At 75.2% G+C, this 23,679-nt stretch carries 21 protein-coding genes and 1 pseudogene; 12 read left to right on the forward strand and 10 right to left on the reverse strand.

Annotated features, from left to right (window positions below):
* Positions 1 to 367: TetR/AcrR family transcriptional regulator (locus EAO77_RS27165; protein WP_147991052.1), on the reverse strand; the 367-nt coding region annotated here is incomplete at its 3' end.
* Positions 368 to 449: 82 nt separating this feature from the next.
* On the opposite strand from EAO77_RS27165, the gene EAO77_RS27170 reads away from it, so the two are divergent.
* Together EAO77_RS27170 and EAO77_RS27175 are read left to right on the forward strand one after the other, a co-directional pair.
* Positions 450 to 1,679: an FAD-dependent monooxygenase gene (locus tag EAO77_RS27170; protein ID WP_147990884.1), complete on the forward strand. Its 1,230-nt coding sequence runs from the start codon at positions 450 to 452 to the stop codon at positions 1,677 to 1,679.
* Positions 1,680 to 1,822: 143 nt separating this feature from the next.
* Positions 1,823 to 2,731, forward strand: coding sequence for a Gfo/Idh/MocA family protein (locus EAO77_RS27175; RefSeq protein WP_147990885.1), 909 nt, complete (start codon positions 1,823 to 1,825; stop codon positions 2,729 to 2,731).
* Here EAO77_RS27175 and lnt read toward each other — a convergent pair.
* The 5 genes from lnt to EAO77_RS27195 all read right to left on the reverse strand — a co-directional run bounded on the left by lnt (position 2,652) and on the right by EAO77_RS27195 (position 7,836).
* On the reverse strand, positions 2,652 to 4,298 hold the full coding sequence (gene lnt / locus EAO77_RS27180; protein WP_147990886.1) for an apolipoprotein N-acyltransferase: 1,647 nt from the start codon (positions 4,296 to 4,298) through the stop codon (positions 2,652 to 2,654). The two genes, EAO77_RS27175 and lnt, sit on opposite strands and share 80 nt — an antisense overlap.
* 312 nt (positions 4,299 to 4,610) lie before the next feature.
* On the reverse strand, positions 4,611 to 5,792 hold the full coding sequence (locus EAO77_RS27185) for a methyltransferase (RefSeq protein ID WP_147990887.1): 1,182 nt from the start codon (positions 5,790 to 5,792) through the stop codon (positions 4,611 to 4,613).
* Positions 5,793 to 5,865: 73 nt separating this feature from the next.
* On the reverse strand, positions 5,866 to 6,039 hold the full coding sequence (locus tag EAO77_RS38875; protein ID WP_187283415.1) for a hypothetical protein: 174 nt from the start codon (positions 6,037 to 6,039) through the stop codon (positions 5,866 to 5,868).
* 54 nt (positions 6,040 to 6,093) lie between these two features.
* Positions 6,094 to 6,966: an undecaprenyl-diphosphate phosphatase gene (locus EAO77_RS27190; protein ID WP_147990888.1), complete on the reverse strand. Its 873-nt coding sequence runs from the start codon at positions 6,964 to 6,966 to the stop codon at positions 6,094 to 6,096.
* Between the two features lie 165 nt (positions 6,967 to 7,131).
* A complete protein-coding gene (locus tag EAO77_RS27195; RefSeq protein ID WP_147990889.1) occupies positions 7,132 to 7,836 on the reverse strand; it encodes a TVP38/TMEM64 family protein in 705 nt (234 codons plus the stop codon).
* Between the two features lie 361 nt (positions 7,837 to 8,197).
* Between EAO77_RS27195 and tuf the strand changes: the two genes are divergently transcribed.
* Positions 8,198 to 9,373: an elongation factor Tu gene (gene tuf, locus EAO77_RS27200; RefSeq protein ID WP_147990890.1), complete on the forward strand. Its 1,176-nt coding sequence runs from the start codon at positions 8,198 to 8,200 to the stop codon at positions 9,371 to 9,373.
* Positions 9,374 to 9,689: 316 nt separating this feature from the next.
* Positions 9,690 to 10,574, forward strand: a complete 885-nt coding sequence (locus EAO77_RS27205) for a spermidine synthase (protein WP_147991053.1) — start codon at positions 9,690 to 9,692, stop codon at positions 10,572 to 10,574.
* Between the two features lie 39 nt (positions 10,575 to 10,613).
* Here EAO77_RS27205 and EAO77_RS27210 read toward each other — a convergent pair whose 3' ends face one another.
* Positions 10,614 to 11,672 carry a hypothetical protein gene (locus EAO77_RS27210; protein ID WP_147990891.1) on the reverse strand — a complete coding sequence of 353 codons (1,059 nt, stop codon included), beginning with the start codon at positions 11,670 to 11,672 and terminating at the stop codon, positions 10,614 to 10,616.
* A 95-nt stretch (positions 11,673 to 11,767) separates the two neighbouring features.
* Here EAO77_RS27210 and EAO77_RS27215 point away from each other — a divergent pair, with 95 nt between their 5' ends.
* Together EAO77_RS27215 and EAO77_RS27220 are read left to right on the forward strand one after the other, a co-directional pair.
* A complete protein-coding gene (locus tag EAO77_RS27215) occupies positions 11,768 to 12,220 on the forward strand; it encodes a DUF4442 domain-containing protein (protein ID WP_147990892.1) in 453 nt (150 codons plus the stop codon).
* 148 nt (positions 12,221 to 12,368) lie between these two features.
* The gene (locus tag EAO77_RS27220; RefSeq protein ID WP_147990893.1) at positions 12,369 to 13,019 is read left to right on the forward strand and encodes a DedA family protein; all 651 of its coding nucleotides are present in this window, start codon (positions 12,369 to 12,371) and stop codon (positions 13,017 to 13,019) included.
* Positions 13,020 to 13,075: 56 nt separating this feature from the next.
* Here the strand turns inward: EAO77_RS27220 and EAO77_RS27225 are convergent, their stop codons facing one another.
* The gene (locus tag EAO77_RS27225; RefSeq protein ID WP_147990894.1) at positions 13,076 to 13,606 is read right to left on the reverse strand and encodes a gamma carbonic anhydrase family protein; all 531 of its coding nucleotides are present in this window, start codon (positions 13,604 to 13,606) and stop codon (positions 13,076 to 13,078) included.
* Between the two features lie 237 nt (positions 13,607 to 13,843).
* Between EAO77_RS27225 and EAO77_RS40435 the strand changes: the two are divergent.
* Positions 13,844 to 14,563 (forward strand): annotated as a pseudogene (locus EAO77_RS40435) (cytochrome P450); the annotation flags it as partial.
* Here EAO77_RS40435 and EAO77_RS27235 read toward each other — a convergent pair.
* The gene (locus EAO77_RS27235) at positions 14,514 to 16,148 is read right to left on the reverse strand and encodes a sensor histidine kinase (protein ID WP_410088719.1); all 1,635 of its coding nucleotides are present in this window, start codon (positions 16,146 to 16,148) and stop codon (positions 14,514 to 14,516) included. The pseudogene EAO77_RS40435 and the gene EAO77_RS27235 overlap by 50 nt on opposite strands.
* A gap of 410 nt (positions 16,149 to 16,558) precedes the next feature.
* Here EAO77_RS27235 and EAO77_RS27240 point away from each other — a divergent pair, with 410 nt between their 5' ends.
* On the forward strand, positions 16,559 to 17,296 hold the full coding sequence (locus EAO77_RS27240) for an acyltransferase (protein ID WP_147990896.1): 738 nt from the start codon (positions 16,559 to 16,561) through the stop codon (positions 17,294 to 17,296).
* Between the two features lie 43 nt (positions 17,297 to 17,339).
* Positions 17,340 to 17,894, forward strand: coding sequence for a YbaK/EbsC family protein (locus EAO77_RS27245; protein ID WP_147990897.1), 555 nt, complete (start codon positions 17,340 to 17,342; stop codon positions 17,892 to 17,894).
* Positions 17,895 to 17,897: 3 nt separating this feature from the next.
* Here the strand turns inward: EAO77_RS27245 and EAO77_RS27250 are convergent, their stop codons facing one another.
* Complete coding sequence (locus EAO77_RS27250) at positions 17,898 to 18,305, reverse strand: CoA-binding protein (protein ID WP_147990898.1); 408 nt, start codon at positions 18,303 to 18,305, stop codon at positions 17,898 to 17,900.
* Between the two features lie 125 nt (positions 18,306 to 18,430).
* On the opposite strand from EAO77_RS27250, the gene EAO77_RS27255 reads away from it, so the two are divergent.
* From EAO77_RS27255 to EAO77_RS27265, 3 genes are read left to right on the forward strand one after another with little or no spacing between them, the layout of a single operon-like run.
* Positions 18,431 to 19,060 (forward strand): YigZ family protein, encoded by a 630-nt coding sequence (locus EAO77_RS27255; protein ID WP_147990899.1) that lies wholly within the window; start codon positions 18,431 to 18,433, stop codon positions 19,058 to 19,060.
* A gap of 42 nt (positions 19,061 to 19,102) precedes the next feature.
* A complete protein-coding gene (locus EAO77_RS27260; RefSeq protein ID WP_147990900.1) occupies positions 19,103 to 20,269 on the forward strand; it encodes an exonuclease SbcCD subunit D in 1,167 nt (388 codons plus the stop codon).
* The gene (locus EAO77_RS27265; protein WP_147990901.1) at positions 20,266 to 23,628 is read left to right on the forward strand and encodes an AAA family ATPase; all 3,363 of its coding nucleotides are present in this window, start codon (positions 20,266 to 20,268) and stop codon (positions 23,626 to 23,628) included. Before EAO77_RS27260 ends, EAO77_RS27265 begins: the two co-directional genes overlap by 4 nt.
* Positions 23,629 to 23,679: the final 51 nt, after the last annotated feature.

Consider the following 23,679-nt stretch of genomic DNA (forward strand, 5'->3'; position numbering starts at 1 on the left):
GGCGGCGGGCCTCCAGCGCCAGCTCGTAGCGCGCGACGAGCAGTTCCGGGTGCCGGGTCAGATACCGGTGGAGGGCGAGCGCCATGGCGTCCACGAGCTGGGGGCGGCCGCCGGACGGGGCGGGCATCTCGTCGATGGTCAGCACCGCCGCCTCGCGTTCGGCGAGTCGGCGCACGGCCGTCCGCAGAAGGGCGAGCCGGGTGCGGGCGTGGTTGGACGTGGACCCCTGCGGGAGGCCGGCCGCCTCGTCCACCGCCCGGTGGGTCAGCCCCCGCATGCCGCGGTCGGCGAGCAGGGCGAGGGCGGTGTCGGCGATCAGCTCGGTGCGGGCGGCGCCGGACGGGTGCGAGGCGGTGCGTGCGGGCATGGGGCCAATCTACCGCGATCACTACAGCTGTAGTACGGTGACTCTGTCACTACAGGTGTAGTTCTCTCGTCGAGGAGCAGCCATGTCCGGATCCAGCGCGGCCTCACGTGCCGTCGTCGTCGGCAGCGGAATCGGTGGACTCACCGCGGCGGTCGCCCTCCACCAGCGGGGCTGGGAGGTCACCGTCCTGGAGCGCGCCCCCTCCCTGCGGCCCGTCGGCGCCGGCATCGGCCTCGCGCCCAACTCCCAGCGCGCACTCGACGTCATCGGCCTCGGTGACGAGATCCGCTCCCTCGCCGCATGGCAGGGCGCCGGCGGCATGCGCACCCCCGCGGGCCGCTGGCTCTCCCGCACCGACGCCACCGCCGCGGCCGAACGCTTCGGCGGCCCCCTCGTCCTGGTGCACCGCGCCACCCTCATCGAGCGCATCGCCGCCCGCCTGCCCGACGGCGCCGTCCGCACCGGCTGCCCCGGCGAGCTCGCGGACCCCGGCACCGCGGGCGGCGGCCTCGCCCGCGTCACCACCCCCGACGGAGACATCGAGGCCGGCCTCGTCGTCGGCGCCGACGGCATCCACTCCGGCGTACGCCGCAGGCTCTTCCCCGACCACCCCGGCCCGCGCTACTCGGGCTTCACCACCTGGCGTGTCGTCGTCCCCGCCCCCGGGACGCCCTTCGCACCCCACGAGACCTGGGGGCCCGGCTCCCTGTGGGGCACCCAGCCGCTGGCCGACGGCCGGGTCTACGCCTACGCGGCCGCCGTGGCGCCCGCCGGCGCCCGGGCCGCGGACGAACAGGCCGAACTCCTGCGCCGCTTCGGCCACTGGCACGACCCCGTCCCCTCCGTCATCGCGGCCGCCGCGCCGGACACCGTGCTCCGCAACGACGTCCACCACATGACCGACCCGCTCCCCGCCCACCACCGCGGCCGCACGGCCCTGCTCGGCGACGCCGCCCACGCCATGGCCCCCTGCCTCGGCCAGGGCGGGAACCAGGCCATCGAGGACGCCGTCGTCCTGGCCCACCACGCGCCGCCCGGCGGCGACCTCGGGCCGGGCCTCGCCGCCTACAGCGCCGTGCGGCTGCCCCGCACCACCGCCGTCGTCCGCAAGTCCGCCCAGGTCGCCCGGCTGATGGCGCTGCGCAGCGCGCCCGCCGTGGCCCTGCGCGACACCCTCATGGCCGCCGCCTCCCGCCTCGGCCCCGGCCTGGTCCTGCGCACCTTCGACGGCATCGCCGACTGGCGCCCGCCGCAGCGCACGTATGCTGCCGGGGCACACGGCGTGCACGACGGACGGCCGGCGCAGCGCTGACGCCGGACCGGCGGCGGCACGGCCGCCACCGTCCCCGCCCGGCGCCCTCCGGCGCCGGGCACGCAAGGCGCCGGCACCGCCCCCGGCGCCGGCATCGACGACGCCCGCGCCCCGGCGCGGGCACCGCATCGAATGGAGACCCCGTGAAGGTCGGCTGCATCGGGCTCGGCGACATCGCGCAGAAGGCGTACCTCCCCGTCCTGACCGCCCTGCCCGGCGTCGAACTCCACCTCCAGACACGGACGCCCGCGACCCTGGCGCGGGTAGCGGAGACCCACCACGTGCCCGCCGCCCGTCGGCACACCGACCTCGACGGCCTGCTCGGCGCGGGCATCGACGCGGCCTTCGTGCACGCCTCGACCGCGGCGCACGCCGAGATCGTCACCCGCCTCCTCGACGCGGGCGTCGCCACCTACGTCGACAAGCCGCTCGCCTACGAACTCAAGGACTCCGAGCGCCTCGTCGCCCTCGCCGAGGAACGCGGCACCAGCCTCGCCGTCGGCTTCAACCGCCGCTTCGCCCCCGGCTACGCCCAGTGCGCCGAGCACCCCCGCGACCTGATCCTGATGCAGAAGAACCGGGTCGGCCTCCCCGAGGACCCGCGCACCCTCGTCCTCGACGACTTCATCCATGTCGTCGACACCCTGCGCTTCCTCGCGCCCGGGCCCATCGAGCACACCGACGTGCGCGCCCGGATCGTCGACGGGCTGATGCACCACGTCGTCCTCCAGCTCTCCGGCGACGGCTTCACCGCCATCGGCACGATGAACCGGATGAGCGGCTCCACGGAGGAGATCCTGGAGGTGTCCGGCCAGGACGCCAAGCGCGAGGTGCGCAATCTCGCCGAGGTCGTGGACCACAAGGGGCAGCCGAGCGTGCGCCGCCGCGGCGACTGGGTGCCCGTCGCCCGTCAGCGGGGCATCGAACAGGCCGTGCACGCCTTCCTCGACGCCGTGCGCGACGGCCGGACCCTCAGCGCCCAGGACGCCCTGCGGACGCACGAGCTGTGCGAGCGGATCGTGCTGCGGGCCCTGGAGCAGGCCGGCGGATGAGGCGTATGCCGCCGGCCGCGGCGAAGACGGTCAGCACGCCGAGCGCCCCGTACACCGGCCAGTCGCCGAGGCGCACGTACAGCGTCGTGCCGTGCGCCCGCGGGACGTCGTACACCGCCGCCCCACTGGTGTCCGTGCCCAGCGTGCCGCCGATCCGCTGCCCGTGGGCCCCGTGGACGGCACTGACCCCGGTCAGCGTCGCATGCACCATGGGACGGCCCGACTCGGCGGCCCGCAGCGCCGCCAGCGAGGCGTGCTGCCCGGGCGCCCAGCTGTCCTGGAACGACGACGTCGCCGACTGCGCCACCAGGAGCCCCGCCCCCTCGCGCACCAGATGCCGGCTCATGTCGGGGAACGCCGACTCGAAGCACACCAGCGGGCCGACACGGTCGCCGCCGGGCAGCGTCATCACCACCGGCGCCGTGCCCCGCAGCCGGTCCTCCCCGGCCGCCCGGCCGACGGAGGTCGCCCAGCCCAGCAGCGCACGGGCCGGCACGTACTCGCCGAACGGCACCAGGCGCATTTTGTCGTACCGGTCGCCCGTGGGCCCGTCAGGTCCCACGAGCACCGAACTCTTGTAGATGCCCGCCGGCCCAGAGGCGCCGACGCTGCGGGCGTCCACGTTCACCAGCACCGGGGCCCCCACCTCACGCGACAGCGCCGCGAGGCGCTCCGCGAGGTCGGGGCGCCGGCCCAGGTCGGCGCCGACGCTGCTCTCGCCCCAGACCACCAGGTCCGGCGGCGCCCCGCGGCCCACCAGCTCCCGGGTCAGCTCCTCGCCCCGGTCGAAGCGCCGCTCCGCGCCGTCGGCGCCGCCCACCACGCCCGGCTGCACCAGCGCGATCCGCAGCCGCCCCGACTCGCGGGGCTGCGGTGCCCACGCCCACGCGCACGCGGCCGCCGTCGCACACACCACCGCGCCGGCCACGGCCGCCCGCCGCGCCGCGCGCACCGCCACCAGCAGCGCGACCGCGGTGTTCACCGCGACGACCAGCAGGCTCACCAGCCACACGCCGCCCACCGAGGCGAGCCGCAGGGCAGGGGTCACCTCCCACTGGGACGCCCCCAGCAGCCCCCAGGGCCCGCCGAGCCCCTCCCAGGACCGCACCAGTTCGATCATCAGCCAGCCCGACGGCACGACCACCAGTGCCGCTGCCGCCCGCCCGCCGGCGGGCGAGCCGGCCGTCGTGCACCGCACGAGCCGGCCCCACGGCGCCCACAGCAGGCCGAGCAGTGCCGCGATCACCGCCAGGAACACGTGCAGACTCGGCAGCAGCCAGTGGTGCACCGCCACCATGTACCCGATCCCGCCGAGCCATCCCTCGACCGACGCCCGCCGGCCCGTCGGCGCGCTGCGCAGCAGCAGGATCCAGGGGACGAGCGCGACACCGGCGAACCACCACAGCGACGGCTCGGGGAACGCGAGCGCCGGCAGCGCGCCGGCGCCCAGCGCGGCGAACCCCCGCCGCCGCGGCGACCAGGCAGCAGGCCCGGGGCCCGCGGGCACACCGGGCGGCCTGCGCTCCGCGGGCGCACGGCCCGCGCTCGGTCCCACCGGAATCCGCATTCCGCGCCTCCTTCCCCCTCAGTGTGGGGCACGGGGGCTCACGGGGACAGAGCGCCACGAGCGTCCCGAGTGGCACACGGTGCCCGCCCGCGGGCGGCTCGCCGCGGGGTGCCTCGGGGCATTCGGTTCGGATCGGGGCGGATCGGGGCGGATCGGTGGGCGGGGTCCGCTGCGTGCGATCGCCAGGCGGAGGAGGAAGCCCACGCGGAGTGTCGGCCACCGACGACGACGCGGCCCGGGGGCACCTCCCGGCGGCAGCCGGGGGAGTGCGTGCCGGGGCACACGAGTCCGCCGGGATCCGGACGAAAGGCCCTACCTGCGGGGCGCGCCGGAGGTCCCGCTCCTGACGGCCCGCAGGATCACGAACTTCGGGTCGGAGGCCACCACTTCGCAGTTGCCGAAGAGGCGCCGCAGCCGGACGTGGTACCCGAGATGCCGGTTGCCGACGACCCACAGCTCGCCGCCCGGCCGCAGCACCCGGCGCGCGTCCGCGAACATCCGCCGGGCGGTGGTGTCGGTGGTGGCGCGGTGCGAGTGGAACGGCGGGTTGTTGAGGACCAGATCGGCCGAGGAGTCCGCGAGCGCGGCCAGCCCGTCGCCGGCGAGGAACTCCGCACGGCCGTCGGGCACGTTGTCGCGGAAGGTGGCCTCGGCGGACGCCACGGCCGCGTAGGACTCGTCGGTGAACGTGACGCGGGACGCCGGATTGGCCAGGGCGGCCGCCGTGCCCACCACACCGTTGCCGCAGCCGAGATCCACCACGTCGTCCGGCCCCTGCCGGGCGGGGAGCCTGCTCAGGAAGAAGCGCGTGCCGATGTCCAGCCGGTCCGCGCAGAAGATGCCCGCGTGGTTGGTGACGGTGCGGCCCGCCGCCGCGCCGGTCCCCTCGGGGAGCGCGTACCGCAGCGGCCACGGGCTGGGCCCCCGTTCCAGCGCGGGGTCGGGGGTGCAGAAGACCAGCCGGGCCTTCTTCGCCGCGAGCGAGGTCCGCGTCGGGCCGATGAGGCGCTCGAAGAGCCGCAGCGTCGACGTGTGGATCTCGCTGACCATGCCCGTCCCCACGACGACCGTGCCCGCGTGGACGGCCGGCGCGAGCCGGTGCAGCTGGTCCTCCAGGAGAGCGAGGCTCTTGGGGATCCGCACCAGCAGCACGTCGATCCGCTCCGGGGGCGTGTCCCGGACCGTCAGCAGCCGTACCGCCGCCGGGTCCACGCCGGCCCGGGCGAGGTTCGCCAGGGTCGCCTGCCGGCCCAGGTAGGAGTCCGTGATCTGGACGAGGGGATGCCGGCCCGCGAGCGAGGTGGCGAGGGCGCCCCAGCGGTCGCCCACCACGGTGACCGTGCCGGTCAGCGGGACGGACGGGCCGTCGTCGATGCCGTCCAGATGCCGCAGGAGGTACTCGTCGGCCGCGTCCCAGGCGCGCAGGGGGTCGCGCGGGTCCTCGGGGAAGCGGGTGAGTGCGAAGGCGCCGAATGACGTGGTCAGACCGTTCATCGTGCCTTCAGGCTAGCCGAGCGCGGGACGGGCCCCGCCCGCCCCGCCCGCCCCGGCCGTCCGGACGCGGCGCTCAGGCCGCGCGCTCCACGTCCTCGCGTGCCGCAGCGGCCCACTCCACCACCAGTGCCTCGTACTCCGGGCGGCGGTCGTCGGGGAGCGCCCCGTCGGACCACAGCTCTCGGATCCGGGCGTTCAGCTCGGAGGCGGTCAGGCGGGACACGGGCTCGTCGCGAATGGGGGACATGACGCCAAGGCTAAGGCCTCCCACCGACACCCGTGACCCGCCGGCGCCGGGACGTCAGTGGCCCGACTCGCCCGCGTGCGGGCTCAGCACATCCGTTCCGACCAGGATGAACAGCACGATTCCCAGGAGGATCCGGTAGATCACGAACGGCATGAAGCTCTTCGTAGTGATGAATTTCATGAACCAGGCGATCACCGCGTAGCCCACGGCGAAGGCGACGACCGTCGCGAAGATCGTCGGCCCCCACGAGACGTGCCCCTCGCCGGCGTCCTTCAGCTCGTAGGCACCCGACGCCAGCACGGCGGGGATCGCCAGCAGGAACGAGTAACGCGCCGCCGCCTCGCGGGTGTAGCCCATCAGCAGACCGCCGCTGATGGTCGCGCCGGACCGCGAGACGCCCGGGATCAGGGCCATCGCCTGGCAGAAGCCGTAGACCAGGCCGTCGCGGACGCTGAGGTCCTCGAGCGACTTGCGCTCCCTGATCGCGCGGTGCCGGCCGCCGGCCTCGTCGCGTGCGGCGAGCCGGTCGGCGACGCCCAGCACGATGCCCATGACGATCAGGGTGGTCGCGATCAGCCGCAGATCACGGAACGGGCCCTCGATCTGGTCCTTGAGGGTGACGCCCAGCACACCGATCGGGATGGAGCCGACGATGACCAGCCAGCCCATCTGTGCGTCGTGGTCCCGTTGCATGGCCTTGTCGGTCAGCGACCGGAACCAGGCCGTCGTGATCCGGGCGATGTCCTTGCGGAAGTAGATGAGCACGGCGGTCTCCGTGCCGATCTGCGTGATCGCGGTGAACGCGGCACCCGGGTCGTGCCAGCCGGCGAACGCGGCGGTGAGCCGCAGATGCGCGCTGGAGGAGATCGGAAGGAACTCCGTCAGCCCCTGGACGAGCCCGAGGACGAATGATTCGAACCACGACATGAAAAGAAGCCATCCCAGCGCTGGTCAGGGTCGGAGAGTACGGGCCGTGGCGGCGTGCCCGTCCGGGCGGCCGCGATCATGCGGGCCCGTCGCGTCGCAGGGTATCGGCAAAAGATGACGCGCAGTCCGGCGGGCCGGGCCCCGGGCACGGCGCTGCGGGGCGGCTCAGGCGGACCGCAGACGGTGGCGCCTGCGCCAGCCGACGACGGCCGCGGCCAGCCCCGAGAGCACGATGAACCCCATCGCCACGAGGAACCCCGGGGACGTCGGCGACCCCGCGCTGCTGCCCGCGACGACGTACGCGGCGGTGTTGGGCACCGACCCGATGCCCGTCGCCAGCAGGAACGGCGCCCAGCCCATCCGGGAGACCGCGGCGCAGTAGTTGGCGGCGGCGAAGGGCACCCCGGGGAAGAGCCGGATGGCGAGCATGGAGCGGAAGCCGTGCCGGCTGAGCTGGCCGTCGGCCGCCGTCAGCAGCCGCCCGCGCAACAGCGGCCGCAGGGCGTCCTGGCCCAGCAGCCGGCCCAGGCCGAAGGCGATCCCCGCCCCCAGCACCGTCCCGCCGACCGCGGCGACCAGACCCGCCTGCGAGCCGAAGAGAGCTCCGGCGGCCAGATTGAGGATCGGCCGGGGCACGAACGCGGCCGTGCACACGCCGTACGCCACGGCGAAGAGGGCCACGGCCGAGAAGCCGCTCACCTGTGGCGGCCAGCCCGCCGACAGCAGCCGCTGCGGTTCGAACAGCAGGACCGTCACCGCGGCCGACGCCAGCAGCACCAGCAGCAGGGACAACCGCGACCAGGGCGAGAACAGCGCCCGGGAGCACCGGACGGCGAGGCCGGATGCCGGCCTGGGGACGGGGTCGAACATCAGGGGAGACTAACCGACAAAGGTGTCCGTTCGGCAGCAAGTGCGGCACAGGACCGCCCCCGAGAGGGCGGAGGACCTTCACATGAGGCCGCCCGGCAAAACCATTCGACGGCCCGCCACGGCGTGCACGATCATCGACGGCATGGTCCGGTACGCCTTCCCCGCAGCGCCGTCCGCAGTCGCGGACGCGCCGAAGGCTGCCGCGTTCCCGGCAGCGGCACCCACGGCCGCGGCGCCCCACGGCGGCGCCCGAAGCTGACTCTTCCCGGACAGTCCGGCGGACCCCGCAGGGGGAGGGTCGGCAGGCTTCCGGGGTCCCGCACACCGCTCATGTCATGTTCCGGGAAGGGACAGCTTCGCCATGCCCAAGACGGCATACGTGCGCACCAAGCCGCACCTCAACATCGGCACCATGGGGCACGTCGACCACGGCAAGACCACGCTCACCGCCGCGATCACCAAGGTGCTCAGCGAGCGCGCCGGCGGCGGCACCGCCTACGTCGCCCTCGACCGCATCGACCGGGCCCCCGAGGAGGCGCGGCGCGGCATCACCATCGACATCGCGCACGTCGAGTACGAGACCGACACCCGCCACTACGCCCATGTCGACATGCCGGGCCACGCCGACTACGTGAAGAACATGGTGACGGGCGCCGCCCAGCTGGACGGCGCGATCCTGGTCGTCTCCGCGCTCGACGGCGTCATGCCGCAGACCGCGGAGCACGTGCTGCTCGCCCGCCAGGTCGGCGTGGACCACATCGTCGTCGCCCTCAACAAGGCGGACGCGGGCGACGACGAGCTCACCGACCTCGTCGAGCTGGAGGTCCGCGACCTGCTCACCGCACACGGCTACGGCGGCGACGCCGCTCCCGTCGTCCGGGTGTCCGGGCTGAAGGCCCTGGAGGGCGACCCGCGGTGGACGTCGGCCGTCGAGGCCCTGCTCGACGCCGTGGACACCTACGTGCCCCTGCCCGTCCGGTACACCGACGCCCCGTTCCTGCTCCCGGTGGAGAACGTGCTCACCATCACCGGCCGGGGGACGGTCGTCACCGGGGCCGTGGAGCGCGGCACGGTGCGCGTCGGTGACCGGGTCGAGGTGCTGGGCGCCGGGACGGAGACGGTGGTCACCGGACTGGAGACGTTCGGCAAGCCGATGGAGTCCGCGGAGGCGGGCGACAGCGTGGCGCTGCTGCTGCGCGGACTCCCACGGGACGCGGTCCGTCGCGGGCACGTGGTGGCGGCGCCGGGCAGCGTGGTGCCGCGCCGCCGCTTCGCCGCCCAGGTGTACGTGCTCTCGGCGCGCGAGGGCGGCCGGAGCACGCCGGTCACGGGCGGCTACCGGCCGCAGTTCTACATCCGCACGGCGGACGTCGTCGGCGCGATCGACCTGGGCGACGCGGCCCTCGCGCGGCCGGGCGAGACGGTCCGGATGACCGTCGAGCTCGGGCGGGACGTGCCGCTGGAGCCCGGGCTCGGCTTCGCGATCCGGGAGGGCGGCCGGACCGTCGGCGCGGGCACGGTGACCGAGGTCCTGTGACCGGTGCCGCCGGGTGCCCCTCCCGCACGGGAGGGGCACCCGGGAAGCCGGGCACAATGGCACGGTGAACGACCGGACCCCCTCCGACCGGCGCGCGGCCCGTGCCCCCGCCGGCCCGCCGACGGCACCTGCCCTCGCCTGCCCGCCGGCGGGGCCTGCTCCCGTCGGCCGGGCGACGGAGCCGGCTCCCGTGGGCCCGCCTTCCGGGGCCGTCCTCGTCGGCCGGGTGACGGGGCCCGCTCCCGGCCCGGTGGACGGCGAAGAGTTCGTGGACGGCCAAGAGTTCGTGGACGGTGAGGACTTCGTGGACGAGGCCATGGACGGCCAGGGGGACGGCTCCGTGGACGGCGAGGGGGACGACGACCGCGTCCCGGTGACGCGCACCGTCGACGGCGGCATCGCGAAGCTGATGCCGGACGTGGACCGGCCCCGGGCCTGGCTGCTGACCGTGGACGGCTCCCCGCAGTCGTACGTGGACCTCGACGACCCCCTGCACCTGGAGTTCGAGTACGTCCGCCGGCTCGCCCACGCCGTCGACTGCGCGGCCGCCGACGGCGCGCCGCTGGACGTCTTCCATCTCGGCGGCGGGGCCCTCACCCTGCCCCGCTGGATCGCCGCGACCCGTCCCGGCTCCCGGCAGACCGTGGCCGAGGCGGACGGCAGGCTCGCGGAACTCGTCGCCGAACTGCTGCCGCCGCCGCCGGGGGCGGACGTCACCGTGCGCACGGCCGACGCGCGGGACGAGCTGGAGAGGGCCCCGGCGGACAGCGCCGACGTCGTGATCGCCGATGTCTTCGGCGGCTCGCGGGTGCCCGCCCAGGTGACGTCGCTGGGGTACGCGCGGGCCGCGGACCGTGTCCTGCGGCCCGGCGGCCTCTATGCGGCGAACCTCGCCGACGGAGCGCCCTTCGACTTCCTCCGGTCGCAGCTCGCGACCTTCGCCGCCGTCTTCGCGGAGCTGGCGCTGATCGCCGAGCCCGCCGTGCTGCGCGGCCGGCGCTTCGGCAACGCGGTGCTCCTGGCGTCGCAGGGCCCCGTCGACACGGCGTCGCTCGCCCGGCGCACGGCGGCCGACGCCTTCCCGGCGAGGGTCGAGCACGGGCGGTCGCTGGCCCGTCTGACCGGCGACGCCCGGCCGGTGCGGGACGAGGACGCGGTGCCCTCGCCGCGGCCGCCGGACGGCGCCTTCGGCGTCGGCTGACCGGGGCGGCCCCGCCCCGGCAGGGGCGGGGCGAAGGCGTCAGGACGCGGAGGACGAGGCGTTCGCCAGGCGCACGGTGCTGAGGATCTTCTGGATGGTGGCGTCGTCGAGCTCGTCCTTGACGCCGGTGTTGGCGTAGAGGACCCAGCTCTTGAAGTCGCCCTTGGGGTCCTTGAAGGAGAAGGCGATGGACTTGCCGTCCGTCTCGCACTTGTTGTCCTTCTTCACCCCCGCGGCGGTCGCGGTCGAGACGCTGCCCTTGAGGCCGGACGTCGTGGTGAAGTCCTTGGCCTTGGTGATCTTGACCGTGCCGGCGGGCTCGGTCTGCGCGTAGCCCGCCCAGACCCAGTTGCCCGCCTCGTTGTAGGCGGCCTCCGCGGTGCTCTTCGCACCCTTGCCGCCCTTGGTTCCGGTGCTGGCGAGGCCGTACGTCTCGGCGCTGCCGTCCTTGTCCGAGTCGAACTCGCACCACTTGCTCTTGAGATGGGCGGGGGCGCTCATCATGACGGCGGGGGAGCCGTCACCCTTCTTCTCGTCCTCGAAGCCGGAGGCCATGCCGCTGCTGGCGACCTCCCAGTCGGCCGGGACGTCGAACTGGGTGCCGTGCTTGGGGTTGGTGACGACCTTCCAGCCCTCGATCGTGGGCTTGGCGTCCGTGCCCGCGCGCGGGTTCTCGCCCGGCGCCGGGGAGCCGGCGTCCTGGGAGGGATCCTGCGAGGCGTCCTTCGACGGCGACTGGGACGCGGCCGGGCCGCCGCCCTTGTCGGACGTGCCGCTGCCGTCGTCCTTCAGCACCACGAAACCGGTGATCGCGGCGGCGGCGACGACGGCCGTCGCGGCGACGATCGCCACGATCGTGGTCTTCTTCTTGTCGTCCGGCGACGGCTGGGGAGCGCCGGGCATCTGGCCGGGCACCGCGTACTGCGGCACGGTCGGCTGCTGGTACGGATTGGGCTGCTGGTATCCAGGCTGCTGGTAGCCGCCCTGCTGGTGTCCCGGCTGCTGGTACGGATTCGGCTGCTGGTAACCCGGCTGCTGATACGGGTTCTGGTCCTGCGGGTTCTGCTCGCCCCCGGGCGGCTGCTGTCCTGGCCACATGGCCAGTAACCATAGAGGGGCGGCGTCGCCACTTCCACGCCCGGTCCCGGGGAAGGCGATCGCCACCGTGGAATACTCGTGAGTAACATGCCTGTATGAGTGCAGAAGACACGTCGCTCGGCGAACTGCTCGCCGCCACGGTGCCCATGGTGCGGACCCTGAACCTCCAGTACCTGGAGACCACCCCGGAGCGGGCCGTCCTGAGCCTCCCGGACCAGGCCGACTACCACAACCACGTCGGCGGACCCCACGCCGGCGCCATGTTCACGCTCGCCGAGTCCGCGAGCGGCGCGATCGTCCTCGCCGCCTTCGGCGACCAGCTGAACCGCGCCGTGCCGCTGCCGGTCACCGCCGGCATCGCCTTCAAGAAGATCGCCCGCGGCGTCGTCACGGCCACGGCGACCCTCGGCCGCCCGGCCGCCGACGTCGTCGCCGAACTCGACGCGGGCGCCCGCCCCGAGTTCCCCGTGCACGTCGCCATCACCCGCGAGGACGGCGCCGTCACCGGCGAGATGGACATCGTCTGGACCCTGCGCCCCAACAGCTGACCGACACCGCCCCGGGGGCCGCGCCGTGACCACGGGGCGGCCCACCGCGCGGAGCGGGTAGGCTGCCCCGGCGCGCGCCGGCGGAACGCCGGGCCGCGCCTCCCGCGCCCGCCCGAGGGGCCGCGGGGGCAGCACGGAAGGAACGGCGTTGCACGTCCAGGAGTGGCTCGAGACCATCCCCGCGGTCAGCATCTACCTCCTGGTGGGGGTGGTCATCGGCCTCGAAAGCCTCGGCATCCCGCTGCCGGGGGAGATCGTGCTGGTCAGCTCCGCGCTGCTGGCGTCGCAGCACGGCGAGATCGACCCCTACGTCCTCGGCGCCTGCGCCACGGCCGGCGCGATCATCGGCGACTCCATCGGATACGCCATCGGCCGCAGGGGCGGCAGGCCGCTCCTCGCCTGGCTGGGCGGCAGATTCCCCCGGCACTTCGGCCCCGCGCAGATCGCCATGGCCGAGCGCTCGTTCCAGAAGTGGGGCATGTGGGCCGTCTTCTTCGGCCGCTTCGTCGCCCTGCTCCGGATCTTCGCCGGGCCGCTCGCCGGGGTGCTGCGCATGCCGTACTGGAAGTTCCTCGTCGCCAACGTTCTCGGCGGCATCCTGTGGGCCGGCGGCACCACCGCCGTCATCTACTCCGTGGGCGTGGTGGCCGAGGCCTGGCTCAAGCGCTTCTCCTGGATCGGCCTGCTGCTCGCCGTCCTCATCGGCGTCGCCTCGATGCTGATCCTCCGGAACCGTGCCGCGAAGGCCGCCGCCGAGGCCGAGCGGGACGCCCTGCCCGCCGCGGCCGTCACCGACTGACGGCCCGCCCGACGGACGGCCCGCCCCGCGGACGGCGCCGGGCTCCCGCCCGCCGGTCAGCCGCCGTGGGCCGCCCGGTGCTGCTGGGCCAGGTCCACGTAGACCGCCGCGTTCAGCCGGACGCCCTCGCGCTCCTCCTCCGTCAGCTCCCTGCGGACCTTCGCCGGAACGCCCGCCACCAGCGAACCGGGCGGCACCCGCATCCCCTGCGGCACCAGCGCCTGCGCCGCCACCAGCGAACCCGCCCCGATGTGCGCGCCGTTCAGGACGGTCGCGCCCATGCCCACCAGCACGTCGTCCTCGACCGTGCAGCCGTGGAGCACCGCGTTGTGCCCGACCGAGACCCGCGCGCCCACGGTGACGGGGAAGCCCGGGTCCACATGGACCGTGCAGTTGTCCTGGATGTTGCTGTCCGGTCCGATCACGATCGGACCGCCGTCGCCCCGCAGCACGCTCTGGTACCAGACGCTCGCGCCGGCGGCCAGCGTCACGTCCCCGAGTACCACGGACGTCGGCGCGGTGAAGGCGTCCGCGTCGACCTTCGGCTCCCTGCCGCCCACGCCCGCGATCAGTGCCCCATCCGTCATGACGTCTCTCCTCGGTGTGCCGGTGTGCCGATGTGCCGGTGTTCAGGTGTTCAGGTGTTCAGGTGTGCCGGTGGGCGGAGTGCCCCCGTCCGGCGTCGTGCCTGACCGCACGGTAGGCGACCCGGCCCCGCCGCCGGCGGCCGGGGGCACCCGGACGGGTCGCGCACGCCGTCTGTCTGACCGGCCCGCCGGTCAATACCCTGATGGGCACTGCCCGTTGACGATCGAGGGAGTGCCATGGCAACCGCACAGCAGATCCCCGACATACTGTCGCCGGAGTTCGCGGCGGACCCGTACGCCGCCTACCGGATGATGCGCGAGGACGCACCGCTCATCCACCACGAACCGACCGGCAGCTGGATCATCTCCCGCTACACGGACGTCGAGCGGGCCTTCAAGGACAAGGAGTCGGTGTTCACCACCGAGAACTACGACTGGCAGCTCGAACCCGTCCACGGCCACACCTTCCTCCAGCTCACCGGCCGGGAGCACGCGGTGCGCCGCGCCCTGGTCGCCCCGGCCTTCCGCGGCAACGACCTGCGGGAGAAGTTCCTCCCGGTCATCGAGCGCAACGCCCGCGAACTGATCGACGTCTTCCGCCACACCGGCGAGGCCGACCTCGTCGACTCCTTCGCCACCCGCTTCCCGGTCAACGTCATCGCCGACATGCTGGGCCTCGACAAGGCCGACCACGACCGCTTCCACGGCTGGTACACCAGCGTCGTCGCCTTCCTCGGCAACCTCTCGGGCGACCCGGACGTCACCGCCGCCGGACTGCGCACCCGGACCGAGTTCGCCGATTACATGATCCCCGTCATCCGCGAACGGCGCGCCCACCCGGGCGACGACCTGCTGTCCGGCCTGTGCACCGCGGAGGTCGACGGCGTGCGCATGAGCGACGAGGACATCAAGGCCTTCTGCAGCCTGCTCCTCGCGGCCGGCGGCGAGGCGTCGGACGGGACGCACCGTGGACCGGCCGCCCCCGCCGTGCCCTCCGCGGACGGGGCCGGGCTGCCCCGGGGTCCGGGCCGCCGGCCCCGTCCGCGGAGGGCACGGCGGGGGCGGCCGGTCCACGGTGCGTCCCGTCCGACGCGGTCACGCTCCAGCCGGTCGCGCCGGCGCCCGTGGTCACCGTGTACGCGCCCAGGTCGGTGTGACCGGTGGACGGGGAGGTGCCGGAGCCGGTGGCGGTCGGCGCCGCCGGGGCGGCGGTGGCCGCGAGGGGGCGGACCAGATCGGCGTCGTCCTCGTCCTGCGGCTTCGCGAGCAGCTGCGAGGGGAAGAGCACGACCACACCGGTCCCGCCGCGTGACGACGGCCGGAAGCTGACGCTCATCCCGTACTTGGCGGCCAGCCGCCCCACCACGGTCAGCCCGAGGCGGGTGCCCCGGAGGTGCGCCAGGTCCGTGACCCGGCCCGACACGGCCTCCTCGGCCCGGCGCAGCGCCGCGCCCGCCATCTTCAGACCGCTGTCCTCGATGGTGACCACGATCCCGGCGGTCCGCTCCTCCACGTACACGTGGACCTCGTCGACGGGGGGCGAGAAGGCCGTCGCGTTGTCCATCAGCTCGGCGAGGAGGTGCATGACCCCCTCGGCGGCGAAGCCCACCACCGCCGCGGTGCTGGAGGAGTGCAGCCGCACCCGCTGGTAGGCGGCGATCCGGCCGACGGCGCCGCGCAGGATGCTCTCCATCGGGATCGGCCTGTTCCATGCGCGGCTTGGCCGGCCGCCCATCAGCAGGGCGAGGCGGTCGGTCAGCAGGCCGAGCTGGGCGGTGTTGTGGTCCAGCCGCAGCAGGTCACCGAAGATCTCCTCGCCGTAACGGTCCTGCATCTCGCGCAGGTCGGCGAGCATGGAGACGGCCTTGGCCTGGACGCGGCTGAGGGCCTTGGCGCTCGCCTCCTGCGCCGCCGCCGCGCGGCGCTCCCCGGTCGCCAGGTCCCGCACGACCGAATCGGCGAGCACCCGCAGCCGCGGATCGGCGGGGAGTTCGAGCTCGCCGAGCACGGTCTCGGCGGAGGCCCCCCGCCGCAGATGCGCGACCGCCGTGGGCAGCGTGACCGCGGTGAGCCGGTCCACCCCGTCGGCCGCCAGCGCCAACTGACGCACCGCGCGTGCGGCGTTGGCCGCGGAGCCCCGTGCACGCTGCTCGGCTGCACCCGTCTCCATGCCGAAGGCGTGCAGGACGCGCCGCAGCTGAGGATCCCTGGGCGGGGTCGCCGAGGCGAGCGCGTCGTCGGGCGCCTCCCCGTCGCGCAGCCGCTTGACCAGGGACGGGAGCGTCACGTTCACCAGGTGGGAGGCCTCGGCCGTCAGCCCGTCCGAGCGGGAGCGCAGCGCCCGCAGCTCGCCGCCCGCCGCGTCGGCGGCGGCCCGCTCGCGCCGCACCGTGAGCGTCGCGGCGACCGCGGCGGCGGCCAGGCACAGCCACGCGGCACAGGCGGTGGCCGCGACCCAGGGGCCGGCCGCATCCGGCGCGGCGAGGCTCACGGCGACGCCGGCGACGGCTGCCGCGCCCAGGGCGGCGGAGGGCGCCGCCACGGGCAGCGGACGATGCGCACGGCCTCTGCGGGGCGGGGGTGAGGCTGAGACTGACATTCCGCGATCCCTCATTGCTCGAGTGCGGCACGTGCACGAAGTGGAGGCGGCCGATCGGCGCACAGCGGCCGTCCGCATGTCACGGACCCCACCGCGAGGGGGAGTTGACGCGATCACCCGTAGTGATCACCCGTGTTCATGCGGTGCTCATGCTAGTCACGGGCGTCACAGGCGACGCCCGAAGCACGGGCACTGTCCACAGAACGGTGGAGTTGCGCCCGAAGTCGCGCGCGGGGGCGCGCGGACGTGATACGTGCGCGCCCCGTCGCGGCATGCGCCGCGGAGGTGAGCTGGGGCGAACGTCACAGCCCCGCCCGCCGGTCCGCGGGACGGCGGCCGACTACCGTGAGCGGGTGCCCACCATCCGCGACACCCCCTCCCGCTTCGGCGCATGGCGCCGCCGCGTCCTCGCGCGCGCCGTCCACCGGGGGTGGCGGTGGGTGCAGGAGGCGGGTTCGGTCACCGCCGAGCACCCGGGGCGGCTCCGGTTCCGGAGCATCGGCCACGGGACCCGGCTGGCCTTCCCGCAGGGCACGGTCTTCGGCGAGCCGTGGATCGAGCTCGGCGGCCACTGCATCATCGCCGAGCAGGTGACGCTCACGGCCGGGATGATGCCCGGCCTGGACCTCGGACCCGACCCGATCCTGACCCTGGGCGACGGGGTGGTCCTCGGGCGCGGCAGCCACGTCATCGCCGACACCCGCGTGACGATCGGCTCGGACACCTACTGCGGCCCGTACGTCTACATCACGTCCACGAACCACAGTTACGACGACCCGGGGCAGCCGGTCGGCAAGCAGTGGCCGCGCGCCGAACCGGTGGAGATCGGACCCGGCTGCTGGCTCGGCACCGGCGCGGTGATCCTCCCCGGGGCGCGGCTCGGCCGCAACGTGGTGGTCGCGGCGGGCGCGGTCGTCCGGGGCGAGGTCCCCGACCACGCGGTGGTCGCGGGCGCACCCGCCCGGGTCGTGCGCAGCTGGGACCCGGTCGCGGGCTGGCAGCCGCCGCTGCGCACACCGGCCCCCGTGCCCATCCCCGAGGGCGTCACGCCCGAGCAACTCCTCGCGCTCGCCGACCTGGACGAGGTCTGACCCCCCGGCGACCGCCGTGCCCGGCGCTGTTAGCGTGCGCCGCATGCGCGCACCCATCGGAGACTTCGACGACGCCACGCCCGCCCCCGACTGCCTCGACGTGCTGATCGATCCGGTCGCCGCGGCGGTCCGCGACTGGCAGGGCGGCGTTCCCGCCGACCAGCTGCTCCACGTCGACACCGACCCCGCGATCGCCGACACGGCCGTCTTCACGGAGCACTACGGACGGGAGCTGCTGGACGTCTCGGCGAACTGCGTCATCGTGTCGGGCAAGCGCGCCGGCGAGACCACGACCGCCGCCTGCCTCGTCCTCTCCCGCACCCGCGTCGACGTCAACGGCGCCGTCCGCCGCCACCTGGGGGCGCGCAAGGCCTCGTTCGCGTCCATGGACGCGGCGACGGGCGGGACCGGCATGGAGTACGGCGGCATCACCCCCATCGGGCTCCCCGCCGGCTGGCCGCTCCTGGTCGACGCGGCGGTCGTCGGCACCGAGTGGGTCCTGATCGGCAGCGGCCGGCGGCGCGGGAAGCTGATCGTGCCCGGCAGGACCTTCTCCGGTCTGCCGGGCGCGGTGGTCGTCGAGGGCCTGGGCGTCTGACGCTCAGCCCAGCCGGGGGATCTCGATCGCCGGGCAGCGGTCCATCACCATGTCGAGGCCGGCCTCCCGGGTGCGGGCGTACGCCTCCGGGTCGACCACGCCCAGCTGGAACCAGACGGCCTTCGCGCCGGACGCGACCGCTTCGTCGGCGACCCGGCCCGCGAGGTCGGAATTCACGAAGACGTCCACCACGTCGACGGGGAACGGGATGTCGGCGAGCGAGGCGTACCCCTGCTCGCCGTGGACCGTCTCGGCCTCGGGGTGCACCGGCACCACGCGCTTGCCGAAGCGCTGGAGCACCTGCGCGACGCCGTACGCGGCACGCGTCCGGTTGTTCGACAGGCCCACCACCGCCCAGGTGTCGCCCGAGCCGGTGAGGATGCGGCGGATGGTCTCGTCGTCTGCGTACATGCCCGGCACAACCCGGCTCCGGCGTCCGGCATTCCCCGTGGCCGCTCCGCCCCGCGCGACCCGGCCCAGGGGGTCCGCGTTCCCCCGTGGCCGGACCGTGCCGGACGGCCGCATAGGGTGGCGGGATGCAGGACCAGTACCGGACGGTCGCCCGCGAGGGCGTCCACGAGACCGAGATCAACCGCTCGCGCTTCCTCTGCTCCCTCGCGCCCGCGGCCACCGAGGAGGAGGCCCAGGCGTTCGTCGCCCGCGTCCGTGCCCAGCACCCCACCGCCACGCACAACTGCTTCGCCTACGTCGTCGGCGCGGACGCCGCCGTGCAGAAGGCGAGCGACGACGGCGAGCCCGGCGGCACGGCCGGCGTGCCGATGCTCCAGATGCTCCTGCGGCGCGAGGTCCGCTACACGGCGGCCGTCGTCACCCGGTACTACGGCGGCGTGAAGCTCGGCGCGGGAGGACTGATCCGCGCCTACGGGGGAGTGGTCGGCGAGGCACTGGACGCCCTCGGCACCGTCGTCCGCACCCGCTTCCGGATCGTCCTCGTCACCGTCGACCACCAGCGGGCCGGCAAGGTGGAGAACGACCTGCGGGCCACCGGCCGCGACGTGCGACAGGTCACCTACGCCGACGAGGTCACCATCGAGGTCGGCCTGCCCGACGCCGAGGTGGACGCCTTCCGGGCATGGCTCGCCGACGCCACGGCGGGCACGGCCGTCCTGGAACTCGGGGGCGAGGCGTACGGCGATGCGCTCTGAAGCCGCCCGCACTGTCCGACCCCGCGGATACGCTCACCGATCATGAGACTCCTGCACACGTCGGACTGGCACCTGGGGCGGTCGCTGCACCGGGTGAGCATGCTCGACGCCCAGGCCGCCTTCCTCGACCACCTGGTGGCCGCCGTCCACGAGCACGAGGTCGACGCCGTGCTCGTCGCCGGTGACGTGTACGACCGCGCCGTGCCGCCGCTCGCCGCCGTCGAGCTGTTCGACGACGCGCTCCACCGGCTCGCGGCCGCCGGGGTCCCGACGGTGATGATCTCCGGGAACCACGACTCCGCCCGACGCCTCGGCGTCGGCGCCGGCCTGATCGAGCGGGCCGGCATCCACCTGCGCACCGACCCGGCCGGCTGCGCCACCCCCGTGCTGCTCGCCGACGCCCACGGCCCCGTCGCCTGCTACGGCCTGCCCTACCTCGAACCGGCACTGGTCCGGGAGCGGCTCGGCGCCGAGCGGACCGCCCACGAGGCGGTGCTCGCCGCCGCGATGCGGCGGGTACGGGAGGACCTCGCCGCCCGGGCGCCCGGCACCCGCTCCGTCGTCCTCGCCCACGCCTTCGTCGCCGGCGGGCAGGAGAGCGACAGCGAACGCGACATCACCGTCGGCGGCGTCGCCGCCGTCCCCGCGGGGGTCTTCGACGGCGTCGACTACGTCGCCCTCGGCCACCTCCACGGCGCCCAGACCGTCACCGAACGCGTCCGCTACTCCGGTTCCCCCCTCGCCTACTCCTTCTCCGAGGCGACGCACCGCAAGACCATGTGGCTGGTCGACCTGGGCGCACAGGGCGAGGTGACGGCCGAGCGGATCGACTGCCCGGTGCCCCGGCCGCTCGCCCGGCTGCACGGCACGCTCGCCGACCTGCTCGACGACCCGGGGCTCGCCCGCCACGAGGAGTCGTTCGTGGAGGCCACCCTCACCGACGCGGTGCGCCCGGCGGACCCGATGGCCCGGCTCGCCGCGCGCTTCCCGCACACCCTCAGCCTCGTCTTCGCCCCGGAACGCGCCCCCGAGGACGGCACGGCCTCCTACGCGCAGCGGCTCCGCGGGCGGTCCGACCAGCAGATCGCGGAGGACTTCGTGGCACACGTCCGCGGCGGCAGCGGCCCCGACGGCGACGAACGCGCGGTGCTGCACGGGGCGTTCGACGACGTCCGGGTGGACGCCGGCGTGCGCGAGGTGGCCGGGTGAGACTGCACCGGATGACCGTCACGGCCTTCGGGCCGTTCGGCGCCACCCAGGAGATCGACTTCGACGCCCTGTCCAAGGCAGGCCTCTTCCTCCTCCACGGCCCCACCGGCGCCGGCAAGACCTCCGTGCTGGACGCCGTCTGCTTCGCCCTCTACGGCGCCGTCCCCGGAGCCCGCCAGAGCCCCGGCACCTCCCTGCGCAGCGACCACGCCGAGGTGCGCACCCCCACCGAGGTGACCCTCGAACTCACCCTCGGCGAACGCCGGCTGGAGATCACGCGCAACCCGGCGCAGCCCCGCCCCAAGGCACGCGGCACCGGCTTCGTCACCGAACGCGCCCGCAGCAGGCTGCGCGAGTACGACACCGCGACCGGGCAGTGGAAGGCCCTGAGCACCTCCCACCAGGAGATCGGCGAGGAGATCACCCAGCTCATCGGCATGAGCCGGGAACAGTTCTGCCAGGTCGTGCTGCTGCCCCAGGGCGACTTCGCCCGCTTCCTGCGCGCCGACGCCGAGGCCCGTGGCCGGCTCCTCGGACGGCTCTTCGACACCCGCCGCTTCGCCGCCGTGGAGGAACGCCTCGCCGAACTGCGCCGCGGGGCGGAGCAGCAGGTGCGCACGGGCGACGAGCGGCTGCTCGCCCTCGCGCACCGGATGGAGCAGGCCGCGGCGGGCGCGGCGGGCGACTGGCCCGCCGCCGACCGGCAGCCGGGCGACCCGGGGCTGGCCGCGGCAGTCCTCCAGTGGGCGGCCGTGGCACGCGCCGGCGCGCGCGAGGAGCGGGACATCGCCGAGGCGCGGGCCGAGGCTGCCGCGGAGCGGCACACCGCCGCCCGCCACGCGCTCGACGCCGCACGCGAACTCGCCCGCCTCCAGCAGCGGTACGCCGAGACCACGCGGCGCGCCGACGCCCTGGAGAAGGCGCGCCCCCGCCACGACGCCCTGGCCGCAGCGGTGGACCGGGCACGGCGCGCTGACCGGGTCGTGCCCGCGCTCCGCCTGCGCGACGAGGCCGCACGCGCCCACCGGGCCGCCCTCGCCGGCCGGGAGCGTTCCCGGGCACAGCTGCCCGAGGACCTCGCCGACGCCGACGCCGAGCGGCTCACCGGCCGGGAGCACGCCCTGCGCGGCGAACTGGGCGCCCTGGAGTCCGCCCGCAGGGCGGAGCGCCGCAGTGCCGAGATCACCCGCGAACGCGCCGAGGCGGACCGTCAGGCACGCGCCGACGAGGACGCCCTGCACGAGGCGTCCGTCTGGCTCGCCGGGTGGGAGGCCGAGCGGCGCCGCCACACCGAACGCATCACCGTTGCGCAGGAGGCGGCGACCAGGGCCGAGCACCTGGCGGGCCGCCTCGCGCCCGCCCGCGCCCGGCTCGAAGCCGCCTGCGAGCGAGATGAACTGGCCGCCCGGGCCGCCCGCGCCGAGGCGGCGCTGCGCACCCTGCACACCGGGGTGAACGAGGCACGGGCGCACTGGCTGGACCTGAAGGAACGGCGGTTGCGGGGCATCGCCGCCGAGATCGCCTCGGCCCTGGTGCCGGGCGAGCCCTGCGCCGTCTGCGGTTCGGCCGAACACCCCGCCCCCGCACGCGCGGAGGCCGGCCACGTGGACCGCGCCGCCGAGGACGCGGCGTACGAGGCGAGCGTGCGGGCCGAGCAGGCCCGTGCCGCGGCCGAACGCGACCTCGCGGTCACCCGCGAGTCCCACGCGGCCGCCGCCCAGCGCGCCCGAGCGGCATCCGCCGCACGCGAACGCCAGGCCCCGGCGGCCGTCGCCGGTGCGGCGACCGGGCCGGCGGACGGCCTGACCGCCGGCGCGGGGAGCGTCGGCCCCGCCGGCGCGGGCACCGCCGGGGCGGGGCAGACCGTCGCGGCGGACACCGGGCGCGCGTCCGGCGCAGTGGGTGCGCAGGGCGAGTCCGGCAGGGTGCGGAACCAGGTCGCGTCGGGGGAGGTCCGGAACGAGGGCGCGTCCGGTGGCGCGGGCACCCCGAGCGCGGTCGGCAGCGGGGAGACCCGCGGCGCGTCCCGTGCGACGGGGGTGCCGGGCGCAGGCGTGCCCGCCCCCCGGGAGGCCGACACCGACCCCACCGTCGCCGACCTGCGCGCCGCGGTCGCCGAACTGGAGCGCCGTCACGCCGAGGCGCATCGCACGGCCTCCGGGATGCACGCCGCGCAGGAGGCGCTGGAGCGGGGCGAGCGGGAGCACGGGGAGCGGCTGGAGGCCTGCCGGCGGGCCGAGCGGTCGATCGCCGCCCGCCTCTCGCGCCGTGAGGCGATCGACCAGGAGCAGGCGGCGATCGAGGCCGAGCTCGTCCGGGCCCGCGGCGGGGCGGCGAGCGTCGCCGACCACGCCGCGCGGCTGGAGCGCCGCATCGGCCTGCTCGCCGCGGCGGCCGACGCCCTGCGGCAGCTGGACACGGCGGAGCGGCAGGTGGCGGAGGCCGGTGAACGGCTCGCCGAAGCGGCCCGCGACGCCGGTTTCGAGACGCCCGAGGAGGCCGCGGAGGCCGTCCTCGGCGAGCGGGCGCGGCGCGAGGCCGAGGCCGGCGTCGAGGCCTGGCGCACCGAGGCCGCCGCGGTGGCCGAGCGGCTGGCCGAGGAGGACGCCCGGGAGGCCGCCGGCCTTTCCCCGGCCGCACCGGAGGCGGCCGGGAGTCGCGCGGCGGCCGCCGAGCGCCAGGCGCGCGACGCCGCCGCACGGCTCGCCGCGGCACGGGAGCGCTGCGCCGCGCTGGACCGGCTCTCCGCCGGGGCCGCGGACGAGGTCCGCGGGCTCGGCCCGCTGCGCGAGCGCTACGACCGGGTGGCGCGGCTGGCCGGTCTCACGGCCGGCACCTCCGCCGACAACGAGCGCAGGATGCGCCTGGAGTCCTACGTCCTCGCGGCCAGGCTGGAGCAGGTCGCCGCGGCCGCCACGGTGCGGCTCCAGCGGATGTCGTCCGGGCGGTACACGCTGGTGCACTCCGACGCCCGCGCCGGCGGACGGAGGGCCGGGCTCGGGCTGCACGTGGTGGACGCCTGGACGGGTCGGGAGCGGGACACCGCGACCCTCTCCGGCGGGGAGACCTTCTTCGCCTCGCTGGCCCTCGCCCTCGGCCTCGCCGACGTGGTGACCGACGAGGCGGGCGGCACACGGCTCGACACCCTCTTCGTCGACGAGGGCTTCGGCAGTCTCGACGAGCAGACGCTGGACGAGGTGCTCGACGTCCTGGACTCGCTGCGCGAACGGGACCGCAGCGTGGGCATCGTCAGCCACGTCGGCGACCTGCGGCGCCGGATCCCCGTCCAGCTGGAGGTCGTCAAGGACAGGTCCGGTTCGGCGGTCCGCCTGCGGACGGGGGAGCCGCTCGGCGACTGACCGTGCCGGGGCTTCCCGGACGCCGACGCCCGGCGACCCCGCACGGCGGGG

This window comes from Streptomyces sp. T39 (assembly GCF_008042045.1).
GTDB lineage: Bacteria > Actinomycetota > Actinomycetes > Streptomycetales > Streptomycetaceae > Streptomyces.